This window comes from Pseudomonas endophytica (assembly GCF_001411475.1).
Taxonomy (GTDB): Bacteria; Pseudomonadota; Gammaproteobacteria; order Pseudomonadales; family Pseudomonadaceae; genus Aquipseudomonas; species Aquipseudomonas endophytica.
Genome location: NZ_LLWH01000035.1, coordinates 46232 through 70216, shown reverse-complemented (window position 1 = coordinate 70216; position 23985 = coordinate 46232). Strand labels below are relative to the sequence as shown.

22 protein-coding genes are annotated in these 23985 nt (G+C 55.7%); 4 read left to right on the top strand and 18 right to left on the bottom strand.

The features are described from left to right. Positions 1 to 199 precede the first annotated feature (199 nt). Together AQS70_RS04200 and AQS70_RS04195 are read right to left on the bottom strand one after the other, a co-directional pair. Complete coding sequence (locus AQS70_RS04200; RefSeq protein ID WP_055101671.1) at positions 200 to 2074, bottom strand: MFS transporter; 1875 nt, start codon at positions 2072 to 2074, stop codon at positions 200 to 202. A 134-nt stretch (positions 2075 to 2208) separates the two neighbouring features. Then, on the bottom strand, positions 2209 to 3360 hold the full coding sequence (locus AQS70_RS04195) for a TDT family transporter (RefSeq protein ID WP_055101669.1): 1152 nt from the start codon (positions 3358 to 3360) through the stop codon (positions 2209 to 2211). Positions 3361 to 3630: 270 nt separating this feature from the next. On the opposite strand from AQS70_RS04195, the gene AQS70_RS04190 reads away from it, so the two are divergent. Beyond that, positions 3631 to 7098 carry a PAS domain-containing hybrid sensor histidine kinase/response regulator gene (locus AQS70_RS04190; RefSeq protein ID WP_055101668.1) on the top strand — a complete coding sequence of 1156 codons (3468 nt, stop codon included), beginning with the start codon at positions 3631 to 3633 and terminating at the stop codon, positions 7096 to 7098. 104 nt (positions 7099 to 7202) lie between these two features. Here AQS70_RS04190 and AQS70_RS04185 read toward each other — a convergent pair whose 3' ends face one another. Beyond that, positions 7203 to 8567, bottom strand: coding sequence for a DNA recombination protein RmuC (locus AQS70_RS04185; RefSeq protein ID WP_187331774.1), 1365 nt, complete (start codon positions 8565 to 8567; stop codon positions 7203 to 7205). A 171-nt stretch (positions 8568 to 8738) separates the two neighbouring features. Then, the gene (locus tag AQS70_RS04180) at positions 8739 to 9053 is read right to left on the bottom strand and encodes an SEL1-like repeat protein (protein ID WP_055101666.1); all 315 of its coding nucleotides are present in this window, start codon (positions 9051 to 9053) and stop codon (positions 8739 to 8741) included. A gap of 994 nt (positions 9054 to 10047) precedes the next feature. On the opposite strand from AQS70_RS04180, the gene AQS70_RS04175 reads away from it, so the two are divergent. The 3 genes from AQS70_RS04175 (at position 10048) to AQS70_RS04165 (ending at position 12447) form a co-directional block, all read left to right on the top strand. After that, a complete protein-coding gene (locus tag AQS70_RS04175) occupies positions 10048 to 10272 on the top strand; it encodes a hypothetical protein (protein ID WP_055101665.1) in 225 nt (74 codons plus the stop codon). A gap of 269 nt (positions 10273 to 10541) precedes the next feature. Further along, positions 10542 to 11030, top strand: coding sequence for a hypothetical protein (locus AQS70_RS04170; RefSeq protein ID WP_055101664.1), 489 nt, complete (start codon positions 10542 to 10544; stop codon positions 11028 to 11030). Between the two features lie 136 nt (positions 11031 to 11166). After that, positions 11167 to 12447 carry an OmpP1/FadL family transporter gene (locus AQS70_RS04165; RefSeq protein ID WP_055101663.1) on the top strand — a complete coding sequence of 427 codons (1281 nt, stop codon included), beginning with the start codon at positions 11167 to 11169 and terminating at the stop codon, positions 12445 to 12447. Between the two features lie 84 nt (positions 12448 to 12531). On the opposite strand, the gene AQS70_RS04160 is transcribed toward AQS70_RS04165, so the two are convergent. The 14 genes from AQS70_RS04160 to cobO all read right to left on the bottom strand — a co-directional run bounded on the left by AQS70_RS04160 (position 12532) and on the right by cobO (position 23919). Further along, a complete protein-coding gene (locus AQS70_RS04160; protein ID WP_055101662.1) occupies positions 12532 to 13083 on the bottom strand; it encodes a glutathione peroxidase in 552 nt (183 codons plus the stop codon). 55 nt (positions 13084 to 13138) lie between these two features. Next, entirely contained in the window at positions 13139 to 13261 is a 123-nt protein-coding gene (locus tag AQS70_RS24165; RefSeq protein ID WP_277620574.1) for a hypothetical protein, read from the bottom strand. Next, positions 13258 to 14466: an MFS transporter gene (locus AQS70_RS04155; protein ID WP_055101661.1), complete on the bottom strand. Its 1209-nt coding sequence runs from the start codon at positions 14464 to 14466 to the stop codon at positions 13258 to 13260. Before AQS70_RS04155 ends, AQS70_RS24165 begins: the two co-directional genes overlap by 4 nt. A gap of 52 nt (positions 14467 to 14518) precedes the next feature. Then, the gene (locus AQS70_RS04150; protein ID WP_055101660.1) at positions 14519 to 14932 is read right to left on the bottom strand and encodes a MarR family winged helix-turn-helix transcriptional regulator; all 414 of its coding nucleotides are present in this window, start codon (positions 14930 to 14932) and stop codon (positions 14519 to 14521) included. Positions 14933 to 15032: 100 nt separating this feature from the next. Continuing rightward, the gene (locus AQS70_RS04145; protein ID WP_055101659.1) at positions 15033 to 15773 is read right to left on the bottom strand and encodes an adenosylcobinamide-GDP ribazoletransferase; all 741 of its coding nucleotides are present in this window, start codon (positions 15771 to 15773) and stop codon (positions 15033 to 15035) included. A gap of 2 nt (positions 15774 to 15775) precedes the next feature. Next, positions 15776 to 16351, bottom strand: a complete 576-nt coding sequence (gene cobC, locus AQS70_RS04140) for an alpha-ribazole phosphatase family protein (RefSeq protein WP_055101658.1) — start codon at positions 16349 to 16351, stop codon at positions 15776 to 15778. After that, the gene (cobT, locus tag AQS70_RS04135; RefSeq protein ID WP_055101657.1) at positions 16348 to 17403 is read right to left on the bottom strand and encodes a nicotinate-nucleotide--dimethylbenzimidazole phosphoribosyltransferase; all 1056 of its coding nucleotides are present in this window, start codon (positions 17401 to 17403) and stop codon (positions 16348 to 16350) included. Before cobT ends, cobC begins: the two co-directional genes overlap by 4 nt. Beyond that, the gene (cobU, locus tag AQS70_RS04130; protein ID WP_055101656.1) at positions 17400 to 17921 is read right to left on the bottom strand and encodes a bifunctional adenosylcobinamide kinase/adenosylcobinamide-phosphate guanylyltransferase; all 522 of its coding nucleotides are present in this window, start codon (positions 17919 to 17921) and stop codon (positions 17400 to 17402) included. Before cobU ends, cobT begins: the two co-directional genes overlap by 4 nt. Positions 17922 to 17986: 65 nt before the next feature. Next, positions 17987 to 19438: a cobyric acid synthase gene (locus tag AQS70_RS04125; protein ID WP_055101655.1), complete on the bottom strand. Its 1452-nt coding sequence runs from the start codon at positions 19436 to 19438 to the stop codon at positions 17987 to 17989. Beyond that, a complete protein-coding gene (gene cobD / locus AQS70_RS04120) occupies positions 19435 to 20439 on the bottom strand; it encodes a threonine-phosphate decarboxylase CobD (protein ID WP_055101654.1) in 1005 nt (334 codons plus the stop codon). Before cobD ends, AQS70_RS04125 begins: the two co-directional genes overlap by 4 nt. Further along, positions 20432 to 21340: an adenosylcobinamide-phosphate synthase CbiB gene (gene cbiB / locus AQS70_RS04115; protein ID WP_055101653.1), complete on the bottom strand. Its 909-nt coding sequence runs from the start codon at positions 21338 to 21340 to the stop codon at positions 20432 to 20434. Before cbiB ends, cobD begins: the two co-directional genes overlap by 8 nt. Then, positions 21337 to 21987 carry a 5,6-dimethylbenzimidazole synthase gene (gene bluB, locus AQS70_RS04110; protein ID WP_055101652.1) on the bottom strand — a complete coding sequence of 217 codons (651 nt, stop codon included), beginning with the start codon at positions 21985 to 21987 and terminating at the stop codon, positions 21337 to 21339. The genes cbiB and bluB overlap by 4 nt, the downstream gene beginning before the upstream one ends. Next, entirely contained in the window at positions 21984 to 23297 is a 1314-nt protein-coding gene (locus AQS70_RS04105) for a cobyrinic acid a,c-diamide synthase CobB (RefSeq protein ID WP_055101651.1), read from the bottom strand. The genes bluB and AQS70_RS04105 overlap by 4 nt, the downstream gene beginning before the upstream one ends. 10 nt (positions 23298 to 23307) lie before the next feature. Further along, positions 23308 to 23919 carry a cob(I)yrinic acid a,c-diamide adenosyltransferase gene (cobO, locus tag AQS70_RS04100; protein ID WP_055101650.1) on the bottom strand — a complete coding sequence of 204 codons (612 nt, stop codon included), beginning with the start codon at positions 23917 to 23919 and terminating at the stop codon, positions 23308 to 23310. Between the last annotated feature and the right edge of the window lie 66 nt (positions 23920 to 23985).

Sequence of the window (23985 nt, the reverse complement as noted above, 5' to 3'; positions counted from 1 at the left end):
CTGTAGGAGCTGCCGCAGGCTGCGATCTTTGTTTTTAACGATCAAAAGATCGCAGCCTGCGGCAGCTCCTACCAAAAGCAGAAGCAGCGCCGGTTATGGCCGCAGCAACACAGGTGAACAAATCACAACGATGGACTGTAGCGAGTGTGTCTCGCGATCTTTTGATCATCTGACAGATCGCGCCTATACCGTCCTCAAGTCACGCTACATCACCGCGCAACTCACTGACCCGCTCACGCAGTAGCTTTTGCGTGGCTTCGTCAGCAGGTATTGGCGCACCGGCCACCAGGGTGACACGCGACCACAGGCGTCGGAAAAAACCTTTATTCGGGTCACGGCTGAAGAAACTACCCCACAAGCCTTGCAAGGCCATCGGCACAACGGGCACCGGCGTCTCGTCTAAAATCCGCTTCACCCCGCCCTTGAATTCATTGATCTGACCATCGCGGGTCAACATGCCCTCCGGAAAAATGCACACCAACTCGCCGTCATTTAGATACTGAGCGATCTTTTTGAACGCTCGCTCATAAATTGCTTCATCCTCAGCCCGCCCCGCAATCGGAATAGTGCCAGCGGTACGAAAGATAAAGTTGAGTACCGGTAAATTGTAGATTTTGTAATACATCACAAAACGAATCGGACGACGCACCGCGCCACCGATTAGCAGCGCATCAACGAATGACACGTGATTGCACACCAATAAAGCTGCGCCTTCATCCGGGATAGCGTGCAAATTCTTGTGCTCGACCCGGTACATGGAATGGCTGAGCAGCCAAATCATGAAACGCATGCTGAACTCAGGAACGATCTTGAAGATGTAGGTGTTAACGGCGATGTTCAGCAGTGAAACCACTAGGAAAAGCTCAGGAATCGTCAGCTTGGCCACACTCAGCAGCAGGATAGTGACGACGGCCGACACCACCATAAACAGCGCATTGAGGATGTTATTGGCCGCGATCACTCGTGCTCGTTCGTTTTCAGCCGTGCGCGCCTGAATCAATGCATACAGCGGCACGATATAAAAACCACCGAATACGCCCAACCCAAGAATGTCCAACAGCACCCACCATGCTTGGCTGAAACCCAGCACGCCGAGCCAATCGTGGACCTGGACGCTTGGCGGCATTTGCCCCGAATGCCACCACAACAGCAGCCCGAACACCGTCAGGCCGAAAGAACCAAACGGCACCAGGCCGATTTCGACTTTGCGACCGGACAGCTTTTCGCAGAGCATCGACCCAACCGCAATGCCCACCGAAAACACGGTGAGGATCAGCGTGACAACGGTTTCATCGCCGTATAACCACTCTTTGGCGTAAGCCGGTATTTGCGTGAGATAGATAGCCCCGACAAACCAGAACCACGAGTTACCAACCACAGAGCGCGACACCGCTGGTGTTTGGTTCAAACCCAAGCGCAGCGTGGCCCACGTTTCGCTGAAGATGTTCCAATTAAGGCGCAGGAGCGGCGTATCGGCAGCTACCCGCGGGATGGCCCGACTGGCCAGATACCCGAGCACGGCAACTGCGACAATCACCCCCGGCACAATCACCGTGTAATGCGGCGAAGAGAGCATGATCCCAGCGCCGATAGTCCCCGCCAGAATCGACAAAAAAGTACCCATTTCAACCAGACCATTGCCACCCACTAACTCATCTTCGTGCAGGGTCTGCGGCAGAATTGAGTACTTGACCGGCCCAAACAACGCCGAATGGGTGCCCATCGCAAACAGAGCAACCAGCATCAACACCAAATGATTAGAAGCAAAACCGATAGCGCCGACGAGCATGATCGCGATTTCGCCCAGCTTGATCAGACGTATCAGTTGGTCTTTGGGGTATTTTTCGCCAAATTGGCCGGCCAGTGCTGAGAACAAAAAGAACGGCACAATAAAGAGTAGTGCACACAGATTGACCCAGATCCCGCGGTCACCTTCGATGCTCAATTTATAAAGAATCGCGAGAATCAATGACTGTTTAAACAGGTTGTCGTTGAGCGCGCCCAACGACTGGGTCACAAAGAACGGCAGGAAGCGACGCTTACCTAGCAAACTGAACTGCGAAGGGTGGCTCATCATCCATGTACTCAAGTTGCGCCGAAGGCTTTTTCATTGGAGTGTGGTTTTAACACTCAAGGCACAACCTTACTCAGGTTCTGTCACGAAAAAAGACACATTAGGCGTTTTCGTACAGAACCTGAGTCCATGAACTACTTTTTAAGCTCGGCGATGCACGGCGATACAAACAGCTCACCGCGCCAGGCACCTTTAAGGGTGCGCGATCCGACAATACACCACATCAAAATCAGCATCAGAACCAACAGACTCCCTACCACATCGAAAAAGCTCAGTTGCAGCACATGCCCTAGGCGCAAGGTCGCCAGCGCGTAAACACCCAACGGAAAGGTAAACCCCCACCAACCCAGGTTGAACGGAATGCCCTCGCGCAAATAGCGTGTCGTAATCAGCACCGCCATCAGCATCCACCACAGGCCAAAGCCCCACAGTGCGATACCCGAGATCAACCCCAAGCCCTCAGCAATTTCGCCGATACGGGCAAAACCATTCGCGGCAAAAATACTTGGCGAGTCAGCCCCCAGCAGCAACATCCCCAACGCGCCAGTGCCAATCGGCCCTAAAGCCAGCCAACTTGAGGCCGCCATGTTTTCGTGGGGCAACTTATGCAGCGCCATGCGCAGCATCAAAATGGTCAAAATACTGAATGCCACCGGGACAGAAAACGCCCACAGCACATAGCTGGTGATCAGCACGTGGAACTGCATAACTGGATCAACCAGATGCGGTGCAAGCAAACCGCCACTGGCCGCCGCGACTTCTGCAGCCACCACAGGCAACAGCCAAACAGCCGTCATCTGATCAATGCTGTGCGCTTGGCGGGTGAACATCATGTAGGGAATCATGACCCCGAATGCAAGCGACATGGCCACATCCAGCCACCATAGCAAGTACGCAACGTGCACCATCTCAGTGCCCCAACGCGCAACGCCGAACAATAAGAAGCCGTTAATGATGGTCGCGAGCCCCATCGGGATGGTGCCGAAAAACATCGACACGGTGGAGTGTCCAAAAATCCGCCGCGCCTCGTGGTAATACAACACCCAGCGCGCGCCGTAGAGCACGCTGAACAACACAAATAGGCCGATATTGAACAACCACAACGCTTGTGCAACAGCCTGTACGCCGGGGATTTTTCCCGGCAACTGGGCCAGCGCTAGCGCCAGAACCCCTGTGCCCATCGTGACGGCGAACCAGTTCGGGGTGAATTGGCGGATCATTTCACGCGGGTGCTGCAATTGGCTTAATGGTCGAAAACTGGTTTTGGCAGTCGTGGTGCAATTCATGGACTCCTCCTGTTCCTCGTACGAGGTGCAGCAAGAGTAGAACTGAATCGAATATCTATATAACGGGTAATTTCTCTATCTGTTATCGGTTTAACAAATACAAAGATTAACGCTTAATCTTCAAGCCTTGCGCGGGCTGACGGGCCAGGCAATGCACCGAGCACAAGCCAGACTGCGCTCAGACCATGGTCGACACTGACGCGCTTTGAACATCGTGCGAGACTAGGCTGCCGAGCAGGATCGCCCGGGTCTTTTCGTTCAGGAGTCATCATGTCGTTGTCCAGCGGGCTGATCGCGGCCGTCGCCTTGGCCTATATGGCCATCATGTTCGCCATTGCCTTTTATGGTGATCGACGCAGCAAACCGCTGCCGCCGCGAGTACGGGCGTGGGTCTACAGTTTGTCGCTGGCGGTGTACTGCACGAGCTGGACATTCTTCGGTGCCGTGGGCCAGGCCGCCGAGCAACTCTGGGCGTTCTTACCGATTTACTTGGGCCCGGTGCTGCTGATGGTCTGCGCCCCCTGGGTGTTGCAAAAAATGGTGATGATCAGCAAGCAGGAGAACATCACCTCGATTGCCGACTTTATTGCCGCGCGCTATGGCAAGTCCCAGTCTTTGGCGATTGTTGTGGCGTTGATCTGCCTAGTCGGCGTACTGCCTTACATCGCCCTGCAACTTAAAGGCATCGTACTGGGCGTTAACTTATTGATTGGAGCTGGGGCCGACGCGACGGGCACCCGCGCCCAAGACACTGCACTGCTGGTTTCATTGGTTCTGGCGCTGTTCACCATTGTGTTTGGCACCCGCAACCTGGACTCCACCGAGCACCATAGGGGCATGGTACTAGCCATTGCATTTGAGTCGCTGGTTAAGTTATTCGCTTTTCTTGCAGTCGGCGCGTTTGTTACCTACGGCCTGTATGACGGCTTCGACGACTTATTCAGCCAAGCCATGCTAGCGCCACGGCTTGAAGAGTACTGGAAAGAAACCATCAACTGGCCGTCAATGGTGGTGCAAACCGGTGTCGCCATGATGGCCATTATCTGCTTGCCGCGACAGTTCCATGTCACGGTAGTTGAAAACATCGAGCCGCAAGACCTGCGCTTGGCCAGATGGGTATTCCCGGCGTATTTGATCCTGGCCGCGTTGTTTGTAGTACCGATCGCATTGGCCGGGCAAATGATGTTGCCAAGTTCGGTGTTACCAGACTCGTTTGTAATCAGTTTGCCACTGGCACAGGCGCATCCGGCTTTGGCAGTACTGGCATTTATTGGCGGCGCTTCGGCTGCGACGGGCATGGTGATTGTGGCCAGTGTGGCACTGTCGACCATGGTCTCCAACGACATGTTGCTGCCGTGGCTGTTGCGGCATAAAAACGCCGAGCGCCCCTTCGAAGTATTCCGCTACTGGATGCTGTCGGTGCGCCGTATTTCAATTGTGGTGATTCTGCTGCTGGCCTATGTCAGCTATCGCCTACTGGGGTCTACCGCCAGTCTTGCGACCATCGGACAAATTTCCTTCGCCGCGGTGACGCAACTCGCCCCCGCCATGCTCGGAGCGTTGTACTGGAAACAAGCCAATCGCCGTGGTGTTTTCGCCGGTTTGGCGACCGGCACATTTGTCTGGTTCTACACCTTAGTGCTGCCGTTGATCGCTCATAGCATGGGCTGGCACTTGAGCCATTTCCCGGGGCTGGCGTGGCTGCACAGCAACCCTTTGAGCCTGCCAATCACCCCGCTGACACAAGGTGTGGTGCTGTCACTGGCAGGCAACTTCATCATTTTTGCTTGGGTCTCGGTGCTGTCGCGCACACGGGTGTCGGAGCACTGGCAAGCTGGACGCTTTATCGGCCAAGAAATCAGTAGCCACCCGAGTAGTCGCTCAATGCTCTCGGTACAAATTAACGATTTGCTGACGCTGGCTGCCCGCTTTGTTGGCGAAGAACGCGCCCATCAGAGTTTTATCCGCTTCGCCTATCGACAAGGCAAGGGCTTTAACCCTAATCAGAATGCGGATGGCGAATGGATCGCACATACCGAGCGCTTGCTCGCCGGTGTTCTCGGCGCTTCCTCAACCCGAGCTGTAGTTAAAGCCGCCATCGAAGGCCGGGAAATGCAGCTCGAAGACGTTGTCCGTATTGCGGATGAAGCGTCAGAAGTACTGCAATTCAATCGTGCTCTACTTCAAGGCGCTATTGAAAACATTACTCAAGGTATCAGCGTGGTCGATCAGTCACTGAGGCTGGTCGCCTGGAATCGGCGCTACTTAGAGCTGTTCAACTACCCAGAAGGGCTCATCAGCGTCGGCCGCCCGATTGCTGACATTATTCGGCACAACGCCGAACGCGGTTTGTGTGGCCCCGGTGAGGCTGAAGTACATGTGGCACGGCGCCTGCATTGGATGCGCCAAGGTCGGGCTCATACCTCTGAACGCCTGTTTCCCAATGGCCGAGTCATCGAACTGATCGGCAATCCTATGCCAGGCGGCGGCTTCGTCATGAGTTTCACCGACATTACGGCCTTTCGTGAGGCCGAACAGGCACTCACAGAGGCTAACGAAGGCTTGGAACAACGGGTTGCCGAACGAACCCGCGAACTGTCGCAACTCAATCAGGCGCTGACGGAAGCCAAAGGCATCGCCGAGACTGCCAATCAATCGAAAACCCGCTTTCTGGCCGCTGTCAGCCATGACCTGATGCAGCCCATGAACGCAGCTCGACTGTTTTCGGCCGCCCTTTCACACCAAAAAGACTTGAGCCCGGAAGCACAAAAACTGGTGCAGCATCTGGACAGTTCACTGCGCTCGGCTGAGGACTTAATCAGCGACTTGCTGGATATTTCCCGCCTTGAAAACGGGAAATTCACACCCGACATTAAGCCATTCGCGATCAATGACTTATTCACCACCCTCGGCAATGAATTTACCGCTCAAGCGCAGGAGCAAGATCTCAAGTTCCGCGTTCGCGGGAGTCGCTTGCGGGTCAGCAGCGACATCAAATTGTTGCGACGTATTTTGCAAAACTTCCTGACCAATGCCTTCCGTTACGCCAAAGGCCCAATATTGCTGGGCGTTCGCCGCCGTGGCGATCATTTATGCCTAGAAGTCTGGGATCGCGGCCCCGGCATCGCACAAGACAAGCTGCAGGTCATTTTTGAAGAGTTCAAACGCCTGGACAGCCATCAGACCCGCGCCGAAAAAGGCTTGGGCTTAGGCTTGGCCATTGCCGATGGTCTGTGTCGAGTCTTGGGCCATCAACTTCAAGTTCGCTCATGGCCGGGCAAAGGTAGCGTGTTCAGCGTCAGCGTACCGCTGGCTAAAGCGCAGACAGCGCCAGTCGCAACGTTAGCCGAACAACCCAACCAGCCAGTCAGCGGCGCGCAAGTGCTGTGTATTGATAATGAAGACAGCATCTTGATCGGCATGCACAGCTTGCTCACGCGTTGGGGTTGCCGCGTATGGACCGCCAGAAACCGCGATGAATGTGCAGCCTTGCTTAACGACGGTATACGTCCGCAACTGGTACTGGTCGACTACCACCTAGACAACGGTGAAACAGGCACCGACCTAATGGGCTGGCTACGTTCACAACTAGGCGAGCCTGTTCCGGGCGTGGTAATCAGTGCTGATGGGCGCCAGGAAATGATTGCGCAGGTACACGCCGCAGGGCTCGAATACCTAACAAAGCCGGTCAAGCCTGCGGTACTGAGAGCGCTATTGAGTCGACATGTACCGTTGTAGCAACTGTGTTCTCAAGCAAATGCGCGCCAGCATCGGCGCATCCAGATGACGACACACAAATAATCACAACAATGAGCTGTAGGAGCAGCGCAGGTGAACTGGCCTTACTCCGTCGGATGCGCCACACCGTCAATGTCGGTCATGGCGCGCTCGAGCAATTCGGGGGGTAAGCTTTTACTCGCGCGCGCACCCAGCAATTTAAGCTGCTCGCTGCGACTGACAAGGTTGCCCCGGCCATCTGTAAGTTTATTTCGCGCTGCGGAGTAGGCTTTGTCCAATTGCTGAAGACGATTGCCAACTTCATCCAAGTCTTGAATAAACAATACAAATTTGTCGTACAGCCAGCCTGCCCGCTCGGCGATTTCCCGTGCGTTTTGGCTTTGACGCTCTTGCTTCCATAAGCTATCAATCACTCGCAGCGTGGCGAGCAACGTGGTTGGGCTAACGATCACGATGTTGCGATCAAAGGCTTCTTGAAACAGGTTGGGCTCCGCTTGTAAGGCGGCTGAAAACGCCGCCTCAATCGGCACAAACAGCAGCACGAAATCTAGGCTGTGCAGGCCCTCAAGGCGTTTATAGTCTTTACCCGCCAAGCCCTTCACGTGATTGCGCAACGACAGTACATGTTGCTTGAGCGCGGCTTGCCCGATCACCTCATCATCTGCCGCGACGAACTGCTGGTACGCCGTCAGGCTGACCTTAGAGTCGACCACCACTTGCTTGTCACCTGGTAGCAAGATCAACACGTCTGGTTGAAAGCGCTCGCCATCAGGCCCTTTAAGGCTGACTTGGGTTTGATACTCACGGCCTTTTTCGAGCCCTGCATGTTCAAGCACTCGCTCCAGAATAAGCTCGCCCCAGTTACCTTGGGTTTTCTGCCCTTTTAGCGCGCGGGTCAGGTTGGTTGCCTCGTCGCTCAAGCGCAGGTTTAGCTGCTGTAGACGCTCCAACTCTTTACCCAACGAGAATCGCTCACGCGCTTCCTGCTGATAACTTTCTTCTACACGCTTTTCAAAGGATTGAATCCGCTCTTTCAGCGGGTCAAGCAATTGCCCTAAACGCTCATTACTTGTCTGCGCGAAACGCTGCTCACGCTCATCGAAAATCTTACCGGCCAACTCCGAAAACTGCGCCCGCAGCTCATCCCGCGAACCTTGGAGGTCGTTCATGCGTTGCTGATGGCTTTCTTGCTGCTCGCGTAACTCAGCATTTAGTGCGGCCGTCTGGGCATCTAGACGGCGCAGTTCGGCTTCTTTTTGCGCACGCTCCATGCTCCAGGCATGGGAGGCGTCGCGGGCGTTATCGCGCTCCAGTTGCAGCAGCTCAACCTCACGACGAAACGCTGCCAACTCGGCCTGTTTGGCAGTGTTAGCCTGCCCTAAGTCACTGACTTCATCACGGCTGGCATCCAATTGTGCACTCAGGCCCTCTTGGGCGAACTGGGCCATATTCAGACGCTCTTCGAGCAGATTTAACTCGGCTTGATGCCCGCTGGCACGCCGCTGCACTTGCCAGATAAACGCCAACAACGGCACACCTGCCAATGCCAAGCCCAGCAAAATGCTGCTCAGGTCCAAGGCCATAACCACTCCGCACGAGGTAAAGGGCAAGGTTAACTAAGCTTAGGAGCCGAAGACAGCTCAGTCTTCGATTTTGCTCAATTCTTGTTGTGCAACGCGATCGCCTGCACGGGCAGCCTGACGCAACAGTTCTTGGCCGATTCGTTGGTCCCGGGAGCTGCCGCAATCGCGGCACATCAATTGCCCTAGGCGGCTTTGAGCGAGCACTACACCTTGGCGCGCAGGCTGTTTGAGCAAGTGACCGGCCACCTGCTTGATGCTGGGCTTAGCGCCAAGGTGAGGGTTGTCCAGCAACCAGACCGCAATCCGTAAAGAAAAACGCTTAGGCGGTGTGTTGGAGCGAGCAACAGAGGAAGTAGCTGTGCGAAACTTCATAAAACACTGTAGGGCAGAACAGAAGGCGCGCCACTCTACTCCTTTTTTCGTTTAGGTAAAGCCGAAAAAAGTCTATACCCGCGATCTAGAGCAAGCGCACGGGACAATCCACAGATCCTGTGGATAAGTCAGTGGACAACCTCCTTTTACCCCCCGCAAACCCCCACTCTACGGGGGCTAGAGTCAAACTGTCGATTTTTTCACCAATTAAAAAAAACGATGTTTTTCATTGACTTAAATTTACGGAACAGGCTAGACAACGATCAGCATCGAGCTTAGAAGCAATTGTGATAGTGATGTTGCAGATGTGCAAAAGTTCGCGTCTTAGGAAAAAGACCAAGCTGTTAAGGGGCAAAAAATGTAGGACAACCCACTGCAATCGAACCAGCCCGATGTAATTAACTTCGCCAGTGACACGTCTGAACACGGCTGGAATGTTGTTAAAAATAGGCTAATACCAGCGACTACGACCTGAGCTTGCAGCGATTCATTGAAGGTTTTTGCACAATACGTTACCGCCGCCGTCAATAAGTATTTTCGCTAGCACACTTGCATTTAAATTTTCAAGGCGCTAGTATCCGCAGCGTTAGTACCAAGCTGAAAGTCAATTCGGGCCGAACAAATCCTCGCAGCAAGCTCTCAAAAAGTAGCCAAGCTGATCACGGGATCGACCCCCTCGATGGTTTCCAGGTAAATCTTACGCCGATACGGCCTTTGAACAAACAAAGGGTATCGAGATGTTTTTACTCTGACCGAACCAACCTGCAAATTGATCAGGATCTTCACCCAGAGCACGGAACCTTAGCTCTTGTTGTGATTGCCTGCCCTCCTAAGTACCTACCTGCCAGCCCAAGCGCCACATATTTTATGCGCATCAACTGGCGGCTTTGTTCCAGACAGGTTCTTCGTCCAGCCAAAGATGGCACGACGTTACTGGAACGTTTTAACGCAGCACAGATCATATCTGTGTCTTTTGTAGGAACACCTAATAACTATGAATACTCAAATCCAAACTCAGGATGCTATTCGCACCCTAACTAACGCTTTTGCTCCAATGAACTGCCTGATTATGGCTGCTCGCAAAGGCTGCTTTAGCTTCACATTAGTTAACGAACACGGCATAGCTCGTCACAGCGAACGCCTGTACCCCGATCAATATTCCAGCGCAGAACCTCTGCAAGCTGTGATCGAGCGTACTCGTCAGGCACTTATTGCTTAAGATTTAGTAAGCGCTTACACACAAAGCCCTGCCTCAATAGCAGGGCTTTTTGTTGCCTGATATTTAAGAAATATCCAGCATTGCTTAAGCACTTGCGGATATATCGCTTCCAGCTTGAAGCTACAAATGATTTAAAAACAGAGTATTACAACAAAGATATGACACTACACTTCAACTCAGGCGGTCTACTCCGCTTCTGGCGCCCCCACACGACTCACCGCTGCCAAGCGCTCGGGTGTCGCCGGCCATTTTCAGGCGTCGAGGACGATATGGGAATCGCAGCCAGAGAGTTGAGCCTTTATGTCATTCGGCCAACGCTTCTGTACTTGGGGCAAAACAACCCGGATGCAGAAGTGTTGCTGCTGGGGATCGCTGCCAGCCAGTCCCGTTTAGGCTCTGAACTGCACAATCGGCGCGGTCATGGTCTTTACTGTATTCGCGAACCTCGCCATTGGGCTTTGTGGGATCACTACTTGGCCCATAACCCAGACCTGGCAAGCCAGATTCGTGGACTGGCGAGTCAGCATGCATTTCTTGGCAACCCGCATCTGGAACTCACGGTTAATTTACGTTACGCCACCGCTATCGCCTGGTTGCTCATTGAGGAGCAAAAAACCCCCATTCCCCATGCTGATGACATACCCGGCATGGCCAGACTTTGGCGCCAAGTATTTGAGCCACAAGGACGTTTGCGAGATTTCACGGATGCTTGGCACAGCTTTGTTACACCGCTCAACCAAGTGGCTAGAGATTTTTAGCCATCCATAAAAATGCAAATGATCCAAAACTGGTCGGATTGTCCTACAAAACATCGCTATCTTCTGCGATTTAGCCTATAGCGCTCTCACAAAAATGTTGGTAGTTTTCGTCCGGTGATCAAAAGGAGTTCTAATAATGAAAAAAGTAATGCTCAAGACCACACTTAGCCTCGCCGTCACTTTGGCTTCCAGCCAGATTTTCGCAAGCGGCTTTGCCCTCAACGAACAAAGCGTTAGCGGTATGGGGACCGGTTTCGCGGGTCGTTCATCTTCAGCTGATGATGCCAGTACTGTATTCGGTAACCCTGCCGGTATGTCCCGCCTAAGCGGACAACAAGTCACAGGCGGTATCGCCGTTATTGATGCCTCTACCGACATCAAAAACGCCAGCGGTAACGTCAATGGCACCAACAAAGGCGATATGGTGCCGTTCACTGGCGTGCCAATGGGCTTCTACACCAACAAACTGGATGATCAGTGGGCTATCGGCTTCGGTGTTTACGCACCTTTTGGCCTCGCCACCGAGTATGAAAACAGCTTCCAAGGCCGTGCATTCGGTAGCACCAGTGACGTTAAAGTCATCACGCTGCAACCCACCGTGAGCTATGCCTTCAATGATCGCGTTTCGATTGGTTTTGGCCCAACCATCAACCGCATCTCCGGCAAGTTGGAGTCTGATCTTGCCCTCGTTCCAGGCACGCCTGAAGCACACGTCAAGATCAAGGGTGACGACACAGCGTTAGGCTGGAACGCCGGTATTTTGGTGCAAGCCACTGATACCACCCGCGTTGGTCTGACCTACCATTCCAAAGTGACCTACAAGCTCAAGGGTCATACTGAAATTGAAGCGGGCGCTGGTACTCCAGCCCAACTGCTGCAAAGCAATCGCTATGACGCATCGTTGTCAATCGACACCCCAGAGTCTTGGGACTTGTCTGTCACGCAAGACCTTTCTGATGCGTGGAAAGTCTACGCCGGTAGCACGTGGACTCGCTGGAGCCGCCTGAAAGACATCACCGTTGAAAACAAAGGCGTGACCGCAGGCAATGCTGGCGCGGGCGGTGCTCAAGCGTTCACCACCATCAAAGAAGATCAGAACTGGCATGACACGTGGGCTTACGCCCTCGGTACGTCGTATCAGCTCAACAAGCAATGGGTGCTGCGTACCGGTCTGACTTGGGATCAGTCGCCTACCAACAACACTAACCGTTCACCACGTATCCCAACCGGTGACCGGACAATCTTCAGCCTGGGTGCCGGTTATGCCGTCAACGAGAACCTGGTGATTGACGTGGCTTACTCCTACCTGAAGGAAGAGTCGGTCAAAGTTAACGACGCAAAAGGCATCAACCGTTACAGCGCCAAGTATGAAAACAGCGCCAACGGTTTTGCAGTCGGTGCAACGTACAAGTTCTAAGCCTTTGCGAGTCTGAATTTCTCGCCAGCTGAACTAAAAAAGTCCCGCTCTCATCACGAGGCGGGACTTTTTTCTATGTAGGAATTAAGGCTTTGAAGCTATGGCTTTTTCTATAGCTTCAATCAACTCTGGACTGTCCGGCTTGGTCAAACTCGAGAAACTGGCGACCACCTGACCTTTGCGGTCCACGACGTATTTGTAGAAGTTCCACTTAGGCGAGTTGCTTTGCTCTGCCAATACCTTAAACAGATGCGTTGCATCATTACCATGAACCTTTTGCGGCTCCGTCATGGTGAACGTCACGCCGTAATTGACGTAGCAGACATTGGCAGTCTCTTCGCCATCTTTAGACTCTTGCTTGAAATCATTCGAGGGCACGCCAATCACTTCCAGCCCTTGGCCTTTAAAGCGTTGATTCAACGCCTCAAGCCCTTTGAACTGTGGAGCGAAACCACAAAAGCTCGCCGTATTAACAATCAATAAAGGCTTGCCAGCAAACTGCTGACACAAATCAATCGACTCTTTGGCTCGTAACTTAGGCAACGAGCCTTCAAGCAAAGACGGACAATCAGCCGCCCAGACAGAACCCGCACACGCTAACAGCAGAACAGGCATCGCAATCCAGCGCTTAAGCATTATCAGTGTCCTTTAATGAGAGGCAGGCACAGAACTTACTCGCCCCGGCAAGGCACTAGCAAGCGCCCATGCCTAACTCTAGCAAAGCCAACCCGCCCTGATGCCAGCCCCACCAACACAGGGCTAGCAGTAAAAAGCCCGCACCGACGGCACCCAGCCAAAGCCATGTTGAGTTCACGCCATGCCCCCTTGTGCTTGCAAACGTGCCACGGGACGCTCACGTACCGGCCAGTTCAGAGCGGCCGCCATTAAGCTGAGCACAATTGAACCCTGCCAGATCAGCTCGTAACTGCCGGTTTGATCATAGACCACGCCGCCCAGCCAGCCGCCCAAGAACGCTCCCATTTGATGGAACAAGAAGACAATTCCGCCCAGCATCGACAAATTACGTACGCCAAACATTGTTGCAACGGTTCCGTTGGTCAGCGGCACAGTCGAGAGCCACAAAAAGCCCATCGCCATGCCAAACAGGTAAGCGCTGAACTGCGTCACTGGGGCCCACAAAAATAAAACAATCACTACCGCCCGCGCCAGGTACAAGCCCGTCAATAAGCGTGGTTTAGACATACGCCCGCCCAACCACCCCGCGGTGTAGGTGCCGAAAATATTAAATAGCCCAATCAGCGCCAACACGGTTGTGCCCACAGTCGCGGGTAAATGTTGATCGACCAAGTAGGCCGGTAAGTGAATACCGATGAACACCACCTGAAATCCGCACACAAAAAAACCAAACGCCAGCAGCCAGAAACCCGAGTGCGTACAGGCCTCACGCAGCGCCTCTTTGAGCGTTTGCTCGCTGCCTAGAGTCGGCATCGGCCGATCTTTGAGCATACTCACCAGCGGCACGATCAACGCCACCAACAGCCCCAATACCAACAAGGCAGACGACCAACCGAGCCAGCCGATCAGCCCCAATGTGCCAGGCAACATTGCAAACTGGCCAAACGAACCCGCCGCACTGGCGATCCCCATGCCCATGCTGCGTTTTTCTGGCGGCAAGGCACGGCCGACCACCCCTAAGATGACCGAAAACGAGGTGCCAGACAGGCCGATACCAATCAACAAACCAGCACTGAGCGATAACGTCAGTAATGAATCCGACATTCCCATCAGCACCAGGCCCAAGGCATACAGCACACCACCGATGACGACGACCTTGGCTGCGCCAAAGCGATCCGCCAACGCGCCAGTAAACGGTTGTGCCAGCCCCCAAATCAGGTTCTGCAACGCGATAGCGAAGGCAAAGACCTCACGACCCCAACCAAACTGCGCACTCATTGGCGGCAAAAAAAGCCCAAACCCATGCCTGACGCCTAAGGACAGCGCCAATATCAATGCACAGCCAAGCAGCACCCAGCCACTGGTTCGCCACACCGTTGTCATTATTATTCTCCTGATGCGGGTACATGCCCGTTCTTATTCGTAATAACGGGTGCTAATCGACACCCGCCAGCTCATCCAGTAACTGCACTAGCTGCGCGCGCCGGTCTTCCCCTAGGCGTTCGACCAAACGCTGTTGCGCGGCCTCCCAAGCGGGGCCAGCTGCAACCAAGCGTTTTTCGCCCTCTTCGGTCAGACACACCAAACGATTACGTTGGTCTTGACCTTCAGACAGCGTCACCAGCCCCGCACTTTGAAGCACGCGTAAGTTTCGCCCAAGCGTACTGCGATCCAGCCCCATGGCCTCGGCCAGGCTGGAAATGCTCGGGTGATCAAGTCGCTTGAGATTGCTCATTAACGAAAACTGAGCGACGTTAATTCCGAAGCCATCAAGGGCTCCGTCGTAATGTCGGCTGATGCCCCGCGAGGCGCGCCGCAAGTTAGTGCACAAACACAAAGTTGGTAACATTTTATCTGTATATACCCGCAATAAAGGAGAATCAAGATTTAAAAATGCACGACTAACAGGCGCGAATTCAGGTTCGCTCCATTGATAGTGAAGCTCGCGCTTATGAGGTAAGGCTTATCGCCACACCTACCAAAACCAAGACTTCAAGCAATTCCAGCAGCGCGCCGGCTGTGTCTCCTGTGGTGCCACCCAAGCGACGCATCATCAACCGGCGCAGCCACACGAACCCTACCGCCGCTAGTGCTAAGGCCCAAACCCCTGCGCTGGATGCCAAAAGCCAACAGGTTAAAGCGCTCAGCCCTAGCACCCACCAGCCCGCCTGCCGTGGCAAATGATCAGCCAATGCCTGCCCCAAACCCCCTGCCCGCACGTAAGGTGTGGTCAGGAATATCGCGAGTAACGCACTGCGACCGATCAAAGGGACGACCAATAAAACCGCCGTCTGCTGAAGCTCGATTAGCGCCAACACTGCACAAAACTTGAGTAATAACACCAACACCAGCGTGACCACCGCTATCGGGCCACTGCGTGGGTCTTTCATGATGTTTAGGGTCCGCTCGCGATCACCAAAGCCGCCCAGCCAAGCGTCCGCACTGTCTGCCAAACCGTCCAAATGCAACCCGCCACTGAGCAACACCCAGGCGGTCAGTAATAGCGCCGCATGCAACATTAAGGGTGTGCCCGCCAGCAGACTGCTTAGCCCCCACAAGAGCACGCCAAACAACAGCCCAACCAGCGGATAAAACAACAGCGAACGACCCAGCTCTTGAGGCTGCGGCATACCGGGCAAACGTATCGGCAAGCTGCTCAAAAATTGCAGGGCGATCCACAACGGCAACATGCTCAGCGCCCCTCGCTCAATGCGCCGCATGCGTCGACGTGTAGCGTGAACAGCGCGCCATTGAGGACTTGAATTTGCAACAGCTGTTCGCGCGGTAGCCCTCGGGCTTGCGCCAACAGAAGCTTCATCACGCCCCCGTGACACACCACCAACACCCGCTCACCGGCGTAGATGTGCTGCAAACGACTAACCGCTGCCAACACCCGCGTCGAGAACTCAAGCACCGGTTCGCCTTGCGGTGGGGTGAGCGCGTAGGGATCAGCCCAAAACAAACCCAGCGCCTGTTCGTCGGTTTCCATCAGCGCGGCAGCACTCTGCCCTTCCCACGCGCCAAAATGCAGTTCTTGCAGGTCTTTATCGAATGTCACAGGGAGTTTGAGTTGCTCGCCTAATGTTTGGGCAAACAAGGCACAGCGCTGCAAAGGCGAACTGACAATTCGATTCCACGGACCTTGGCCCTCAACAGCAGCGCGCATTTGCTCCCAGCCCAGCGCTGTCAGCGCGTCATCCAGGCTGCCGCGCAGCCCGCCACCCAACTCGGTTTCGCCATGGCGCAGTAGATCCAGGGTGAGACTCATGCCGGACGATCCGCAACAGAGGCTTCAGCGAAAGTCGCCATCTGCCCGTGCAAGTCACACGCCAAGCGCACTAAAGGCACGGCCAGCGCAGCCCCACTGCCCTCTCCCAAACGCAAACCCAGATCGAGCAGCGGCTGAGCGTTCAGGCTTTCGAGCACACGTCGATGGCCCTGCTCAGCACCTCGATGGCCGAACAATAGCCACTCACGACACTCAGGGTTTAAACGCACAGCAACCATGGCTGCAACCGTACAAATAAAGCCGTCGACCAATGCGACGATGCCTGCTTGGGCGCACGCTACATAGGCACCAGCCAACGCTGCAATTTCAAACCCGCCCAAACGAAACAACGTTTGCAGCGGGTCATCCAAGTAGCCGTCATGAAATCTCAGCGCGTGCTCAATCACCCGCGCCTTATGGCTCACGCCGGCCGCATCCAGACCGGTGCCAGGCCCAGTCAAATGAGAAGCGGGGCACTGCAAAAACGCACTGGCCACGGCACTGGCGGAGGCCGTATTGCCAATGCCCATCTCGCCAGCCACAAATAGCTCACTGCCGTGCTGTTGCGCACGCGCCACGCTGTCACGTCCGGCAGCAAGGGCTTTCAAGCCTTGGGCGTCTGACATGGCAGGGCCAGAAGCGAAATTGGCGGTGCCCGCGCCCAGCTGCAAATGCCGCACCCCCGGCAAATCGAGCATTGGGGTCACGGTGCCCAAGTCAACGATGTCCAAATGCGCACCCAACTGACGGGCCAACACGCTGATTGCCGCCCCGCCGCTGACAAAGTTAGCCAGCATCTGCCCTGTTACCGCTTGCGGATAAGCCGACACACCTTCGGCCACCACGCCATGATCCCCAGCAAACATCGCAATCCATAATTGGTCCGCACGGGGTTTTAAGCGTCCTTGTAAACCGGCCAACTGCACGGCCAACGCTTCCAGTTGCCCTAGTGAACCCGCAGGTTTGGTCAACTGCTGTTGGCGCTCGGCCGCCGCGGCTTGCACCTCACGATCAACCGCTTTACAGGGGCTTAGCCACCACGGGGTGTTCATAGAGCAGTTCCTTTCAATGTCAGGGGCAGGCCCGCTACAGTCAGCACCACTCGCTGACAGCATTCGGCCAGAGCTTGATGCAACCAACCGGCTTCATCGACGTAACGGCGAGTCAATTCGCCCAGCGGTACGACACCCATTCCGGTTTCGTTGCTGACAAAAATAATCTGCCCTGGCAGTTCAGCTAGGCATTCCAGCAGTGCATCTCGCTCTGCGCTCAAGCGCTGTGGGGCGTCAAGCATCAACAGATTAGTCAGCCATAGGGTCAAGCAATCGACCAACAGACAAGTGTCTGCGCCTGCGTTTTCACGCAGCACTCGCGCCAACTCAATCGGCTCCTCTATCAACCCCCAATGCGCGGGGCGACGCTCTCGATGCTGACGAACCCGCTCGTTCATTTCACCGTCCAGCGGCTGGCTGGTAGCGATATAGATGACCGCGCAACCAGCGTCTGCAGCGAGCTTCTCGGCCAAGCGACTCTTACCCGAGCGGGCACCACCCAAAATCAATTGCTGCATGCCAAAAAACCTCTCTAAGACCGCGTATTCCTTGGAGCGAGTGTGCTCGCTCTTACGATTACCGATCAGATCCTGCACAGTTCACGTAAGTAGGCGGTATCCAGATGTTTCTCAACCAGATCAGCTAGACGTTCGATGTCGCGCTCGCGCAGGGCGTGGTAGTCCACAGGCTGTACGTTTTCTAAACCAGCCCAGCGCAGCAAAGCGCCACAGGCGGCAGGCGACTCGAACAACCCATGCAGATAAGTACCCAGAATCTGCCCGTCAGCGCTGTGCGCGCCGTCACAACGACCATCCTCTAAACGCACTGCGGGTTGCTCAAGCGCTGCACCCGTGGTGACGCCTGCGTGAATTTCGTAACCATTGACCTCGGCGTTTTCCAGCAGCAAATGACCGCGTACGTTACGTAACTGCTTTTCGGCCGCCAGTTCGGTGCTGAATGCCAGCAAGCCCAATCCATCACTGGAGCCCGCCGCGCCTTCCAACCCCAACGCGTCATGCACTTGCTCGCCGAGCATCTGCAACCCCCCGCAAACTCCCAATACTTTGCCGCCATAACGTAAGTGACGATTTATTGCCGTTTCCCAACCATTGGCGCGCAAATAGGCCAAGTCGCTGCGCACACTTTTTGAGCCCGGCAGGATGATCAAATCTGCGGACGGTATCGCCTGACCCGGCCCGACAAACTGCAAATCCACCTGCGGGTGCAGGCGCAGCGGATCGAAGTCGGTATGGTTGCTGATTCGCGGTAGCACCGGCACTACGACCTTTAACACTTGTTCAGCCTTGTCGGTTTGGCGCTGGTCAATACCGTCTTCGGCTTCTAGGTGAAGGTCCAGCACGTAGGGCAAGACACCTATTACCGGTTTCCCCGTGCGCTGCTCCAACCAATCAAGCCCCGGTTGCAACAGTGCAATATCGCCGCGAAACCGGTTGATGATGAACCCTTTGACCCGCGCCTGTTCAGGCTCTGACAACAGCTCCAGCGTGCCGACCAGATGCGCAAAAACCCCGCCGCGGTTGATGTCAGCAATCAGCACCACCGGGCAGTCCACCGCCTCGGCAAAGCCCATGTTGGCAATGTCTCCGGCACGCAGGTTGATCTCGGCCGGGGACCCCGCGCCTTCGACCATCACCACTGGGAACTCGGCACTCAAGCGTTGATGCGAAGCCAGGACCGCTTGCATCGCGATGGCTTTGTAGTCGTGATAGGCCACTGCATTCATGCTAGTGACTGCGCGGCCATGAATAATCACCTGCGCACCCGTGTCGCTGTTGGGCTTTAGCAGCACCGGGTTCATATCGGTGTGCGGGGCCAGGCCAGCTGCTTGGGCTTGAACCGCTTGCGCACGGCCGATTTCACCCCCTTCAGCGGTCACGGCGCTGTTGAGCGCCATGTTTTGTGGTTTGAACGGCACCACACGTACGCCTTCACGGGCCAGCCAGCGGCATAAGGCCGTAACCAATGTGCTTTTGCCAGCATCCGAGGTGGTGCCCTGCACCATCAAAGTACTCATGGGCCCTCCTCAACGAGCATCTGGGTATAAGCTTGCAGGGCTTGCTCCAGCTTTAACCAATCGGCTTCATCAGCAGGCAGACCAAACCGCACGCTGCTGTTAGCGATAAACAGGCGCAACAAAATCCCGCGCTGCGCCATAAACTCGTAAAGACGCCCGGCCCGTGGCGTGATCAGCCACTGGAATAAAGCGCACCCACCTTGGGGCTGTAAATCATGCTGGCCAAGCAAGTGCTGTAATCGGGTACTGGCCACCTCGCTGCGCTCGCGTTGCTGCGCTTGGGCTGCGGTATCAAGCAGGCAGGCTTGGCCGACAATGCGCGTCGGGCCGCTTACCGCCCACGGCCCAACTTGCTCAGCCAGCAGCTTGAGCAGCTTGCGTTCCGCCAGCACAAAGCCCAATCGCACCCCGGCCAAACCAAAAAACTTGCCAAAAGAACGCAGCACAATTAACCCGGTACGCCCGCTGTCAGCGGCCAAACTCAAGTCGGGGGTATTGTCCATAAACGCTTCGTCCACCACCAGCCAGCCACCGCGCTGAGTCAGCCGTGCGTGCCACGCCAGCAAACGCTCGGGTGACAGGCTTAAACCCGTAGGGTTATTAGGATTGACCACCACCAGCACATCCAGCGTGTCGAGGTATATATCGACCTCCTGCTCCATCACCTCACGCACGATGTGCCCGCTACGCCGCCAAGACTCGGCATGCTCGGCGTAACAGGGTGAAAGAACGCCCACCTTGCCATTGCGGCGCAAACGCGGCAGTAACTGGATGGCACACTGCGAGCCCGGCACCGGTAGCACGTTCTGCGCGCCGTAGTAGTCGCACGCCGCCTGCTCCAACCCGTCATCGGTTTCAGGCAAGCGTGCCCACGCGCGCTCAGCAATGGGAGCAATTGCAAACGGCCAGGGCGCCAAGCCACTGGACAAATCCAGCCAGTCAGACTCAGCGATGCCATAGCGCAAAGCCGCCTGACGCAAACGTCCGCCATGTTCAAGCAAAGAACTCACTCCCCACGCACAAGATCAGTAACCACAACCACACACCGCGCTGCACCAATTGCCAACCGCGAGCGATGGCGTCGGCATCAGCGGGGGCGCCCTCACCTAACTGCGGGCGCTCGTGTAGCTCACCGTGATAAATCGCCGAACCGCCCAACTCAACACCCAGCGCTCCAGCGCCCGCCGCCATCACCGGCCCTGCGTTGGGGCTGTCCCAAAGTGGCGCCTGTTTGCGCCAGCAGCTCATGGCTAGACGTGTTTTGCCGAGCACGGCGTAGGTCAATGCCACCAAACGTGCGGGAATATAGTTGAGTAGATCGTCGATTCGAGCGGCGGCCCAACCAAAGCGCTCGAAGCGTTCGTTGCGATAGCCCCACATCGCGTCCAGCGTATTGCTCAAGCGATAGAGCACTACCCCCGGTGCACCCGCGACAACAAACCAAAACAACGCTGCGAACACTGCATCACTGCCGTTTTCCAGCACCGACTCCGTAGCAGCACGTGCGACTTCAGTGGAGTCCAGCTCGCTGGTTTGGCGGCTGACCAAATAACCGACCCGCGTGCGCGCTTCATCCAAGTCGTTAGCACGCAATGCTTGGGCCACTGGCTGAACATGCTCACCTAAGCTGCGCATACCCAACGCGCAATACAGCGCCAGAATCTCCACTAGCCAACCGATGTATGGCAGCCACGATAAGGCCGTTGCCAGAATTGTCAGCGGCACGACGGCCAAAAACCACGCCGTCACCCCGTGGCTGCGCCAGCCACGCCCGCCCGAATTAAAACGCTGTTCGATACGCTCAGCCATACGACCAAACGCAACCAGCGGATGCCAGCGTTTAGGCTCACCGAGCAGCGCATCCAACGCCACTGCGCCAACGCACGACAACGCCACACTCATGGCTTTACCCCCCAATAATTTTCGTACAGCAATTCAGTCAGCGGTCGCGCTTGCGCCCACCCTTCCAGCACCAACATCGGTGCCGGATAAAACGCTTCAACTGGCCCTAAGCACAACACCGCCAGCGGCTTGGCGCCAGCAGGCAGGCTCAGCAGATCAGCCAACGCTTGTGGCTCAAACAATGACACCCAGCCCATGCCCAAGCCTTCAACCCGGGCCGCCAGCCACAGGTTTTGAATCGCACACGACAATGACGCCATATCCATTTCGGGCAAGGTACGACGCCCAAAAATGTGCTTTTCGCGGTCGTCCATCAACGCCGCCACTAGCACTTCGGCGCAGTCATTAATGCCTTCGACCTTGAGCGTCATGAACTCATCAGACCGCTCCCCCAACGCCTCAGCAGTGCGCACGCGTTCGTCTTCGACCACACGCTGGATCTTGCCGCGCAAACCGCGATCAGTGATGCGAATAAACCGCCACGGCTGCATCAGCCCCACACTGGGCGCTTGATGCGCGGCCTCCAACAAACGCGCCAATACCTCAGGCGCCACTGCCCCGCCGCTGAAATGCCGCATGTCGCGGCGCTCAGCAATTGCGCGGTACACGGCGGCTTTTTCTTGCGGGCTAAATGCGTTGTCGCTCATGGCACCTTCACAGCACACGGCGCGAACAACGCTGCAATGGCCTGGGGATTGGACGGAAAGTAAAAGTGCACATAGGACGCTGTCAGCCGCCCTTCGCGATACACCGCTTCTGCACCGCGCCCGCCATTTGGGCTGACGCCGCGGGCGATAGGCTTAAGTTCGGTGTTGGTCAGCGAGTGATGATAGGTGTGGCCGCGCAGCAGCCCTTCAGGCAGCTCGACGGCTTGCAACGCCAAAGCCACGAGGCGTTTTTGCATTGTGGCTTCACCCTTGAGCAAACCGACCAATGCCTCACGCTGACCGTCAACATCGGTCAAAGCATCAAGCAGATAGAGCATGCCGCCGCATTCAGCCAGCAGCGGTTTACCCGCCTGATGGTGCGCACGGATTGCATCGAGCATCGAGGTATTGCGCGACAGCTCAAGGTGATGGAGCTCCGGGTAGCCACCTGGCAAATACAGACTGTGCGCTTCAGGCAAGTGCGCGTCACGAATCGGTGAGAAAAACAGCAACTGCGCGCCCATATCACGCAACAGCGCCAGACTCGCGCCATAAGTAAAGGCGAACGCTTCATCACGCGCCACGGCAATTCGCACCCCGGCCAATAACGGTTCACTGGTGACAGATTCGGGCGCCGCGAACGTGACCGCCGGTGGCAGTGCGACCTCACAGGTGCTAGCCAATGCATTGGCAGCGGCGTCTAAACGCGCATCTAAGTCATTCAACTCGCTGGCCTGCACCAGACCCAAATGGCGGCTTGGCAGCTCGATACCGGTTTCGCGAGATAACGCGCCGTACCAGCGTAGCCCCTCGGTCAGGCTGCCTTCGAGCAGTTGTGCATGGCGTACTGTGCCGACCCGATTGGCCAAGACCCCGGCAAACGGTAAGTCTGGCTGATAACGCGCTAATCCTAAGGCCAAAGCGCCAAACGTCTGGGCCATGGCCGTGCCGTCAATCACCGCTAACACGGGTACACCAAAATGGCGCGCCAAATCAGCGCTGGACGGCGTGCCGTCGAACAGCCCCATAACACCTTCAATCAGGATCAAGTCAGACTCGCCAGCGGCTTCCCATAGCAAGCGCCGACTTTCGTCAGCGCCAACCATCCACAAATCCACTTGATACACCGGCCCACCGCTGGCGCGCTCGAGGATCATGGGGTCTAGAAAATCGGGGCCACATTTGAACACCCGCACTTTGCGCCCCTGATTGCGATGCAATCGGGCCAAGGCTGCGGTGACGGTGGTCTTGCCCTGACCGGAAGCCGGCGCAGCGATCAGTACCGCCGGGCAATGACGCGACTCTCTCATGCTTCAACACTCACAGTTCGATGCCTTTCTGGGCTTTGATACCGGCTTGGAAAGCATGTTTGACCACACCCATTTCAGTCACGGTATCGGCCAAATCAATCAGTTCAGGTTTAGCGCCGCGGCCGGTCACCAGCACATGCTGCATGGGCGGGCGGGCTTGCAGATCACTCAGCACTTGCTCTAAATCGAGGTAGCCGTGCTTAAGCGCAATGTTCAATTCATCCAAGACCACCAAACCAATGGCAGGGTCACGCAGCATCTCGCGCGACACTGCCCATGCCGCTTCGGCGGCCGCGATATCACGCTGGCGGTCTTGAGTTTCCCAAGTGAAGCCTTCGCCCATCACGTGATAGAGCACTTGTTCAGGGAAACGACGAAAAAAAAGCTCTTCGCCGGTGCTATTACGGCCCTTGATGAACTGCACCACACCACACTGCATGCCGTGGCGCATTGCTCGGGCCAACATACCAAAAGCCGAACTGCTCTTGCCTTTACCGTTGCCGGTTAACACCAACAGCAGACCACACTCGTTTGGAGCGCTGGCAATGCGCTCATCCATGATGGCTTTTTTGCGTTGCATACGCGCAAGGTGGCGCTCGTCGCGTTCAGGGGATTGGTTCATGGCAGCTCTCCGTTGGGGCTAAAAAATGCAAACGGGAGGCGGGGGAATTCATAACAAATCGACACA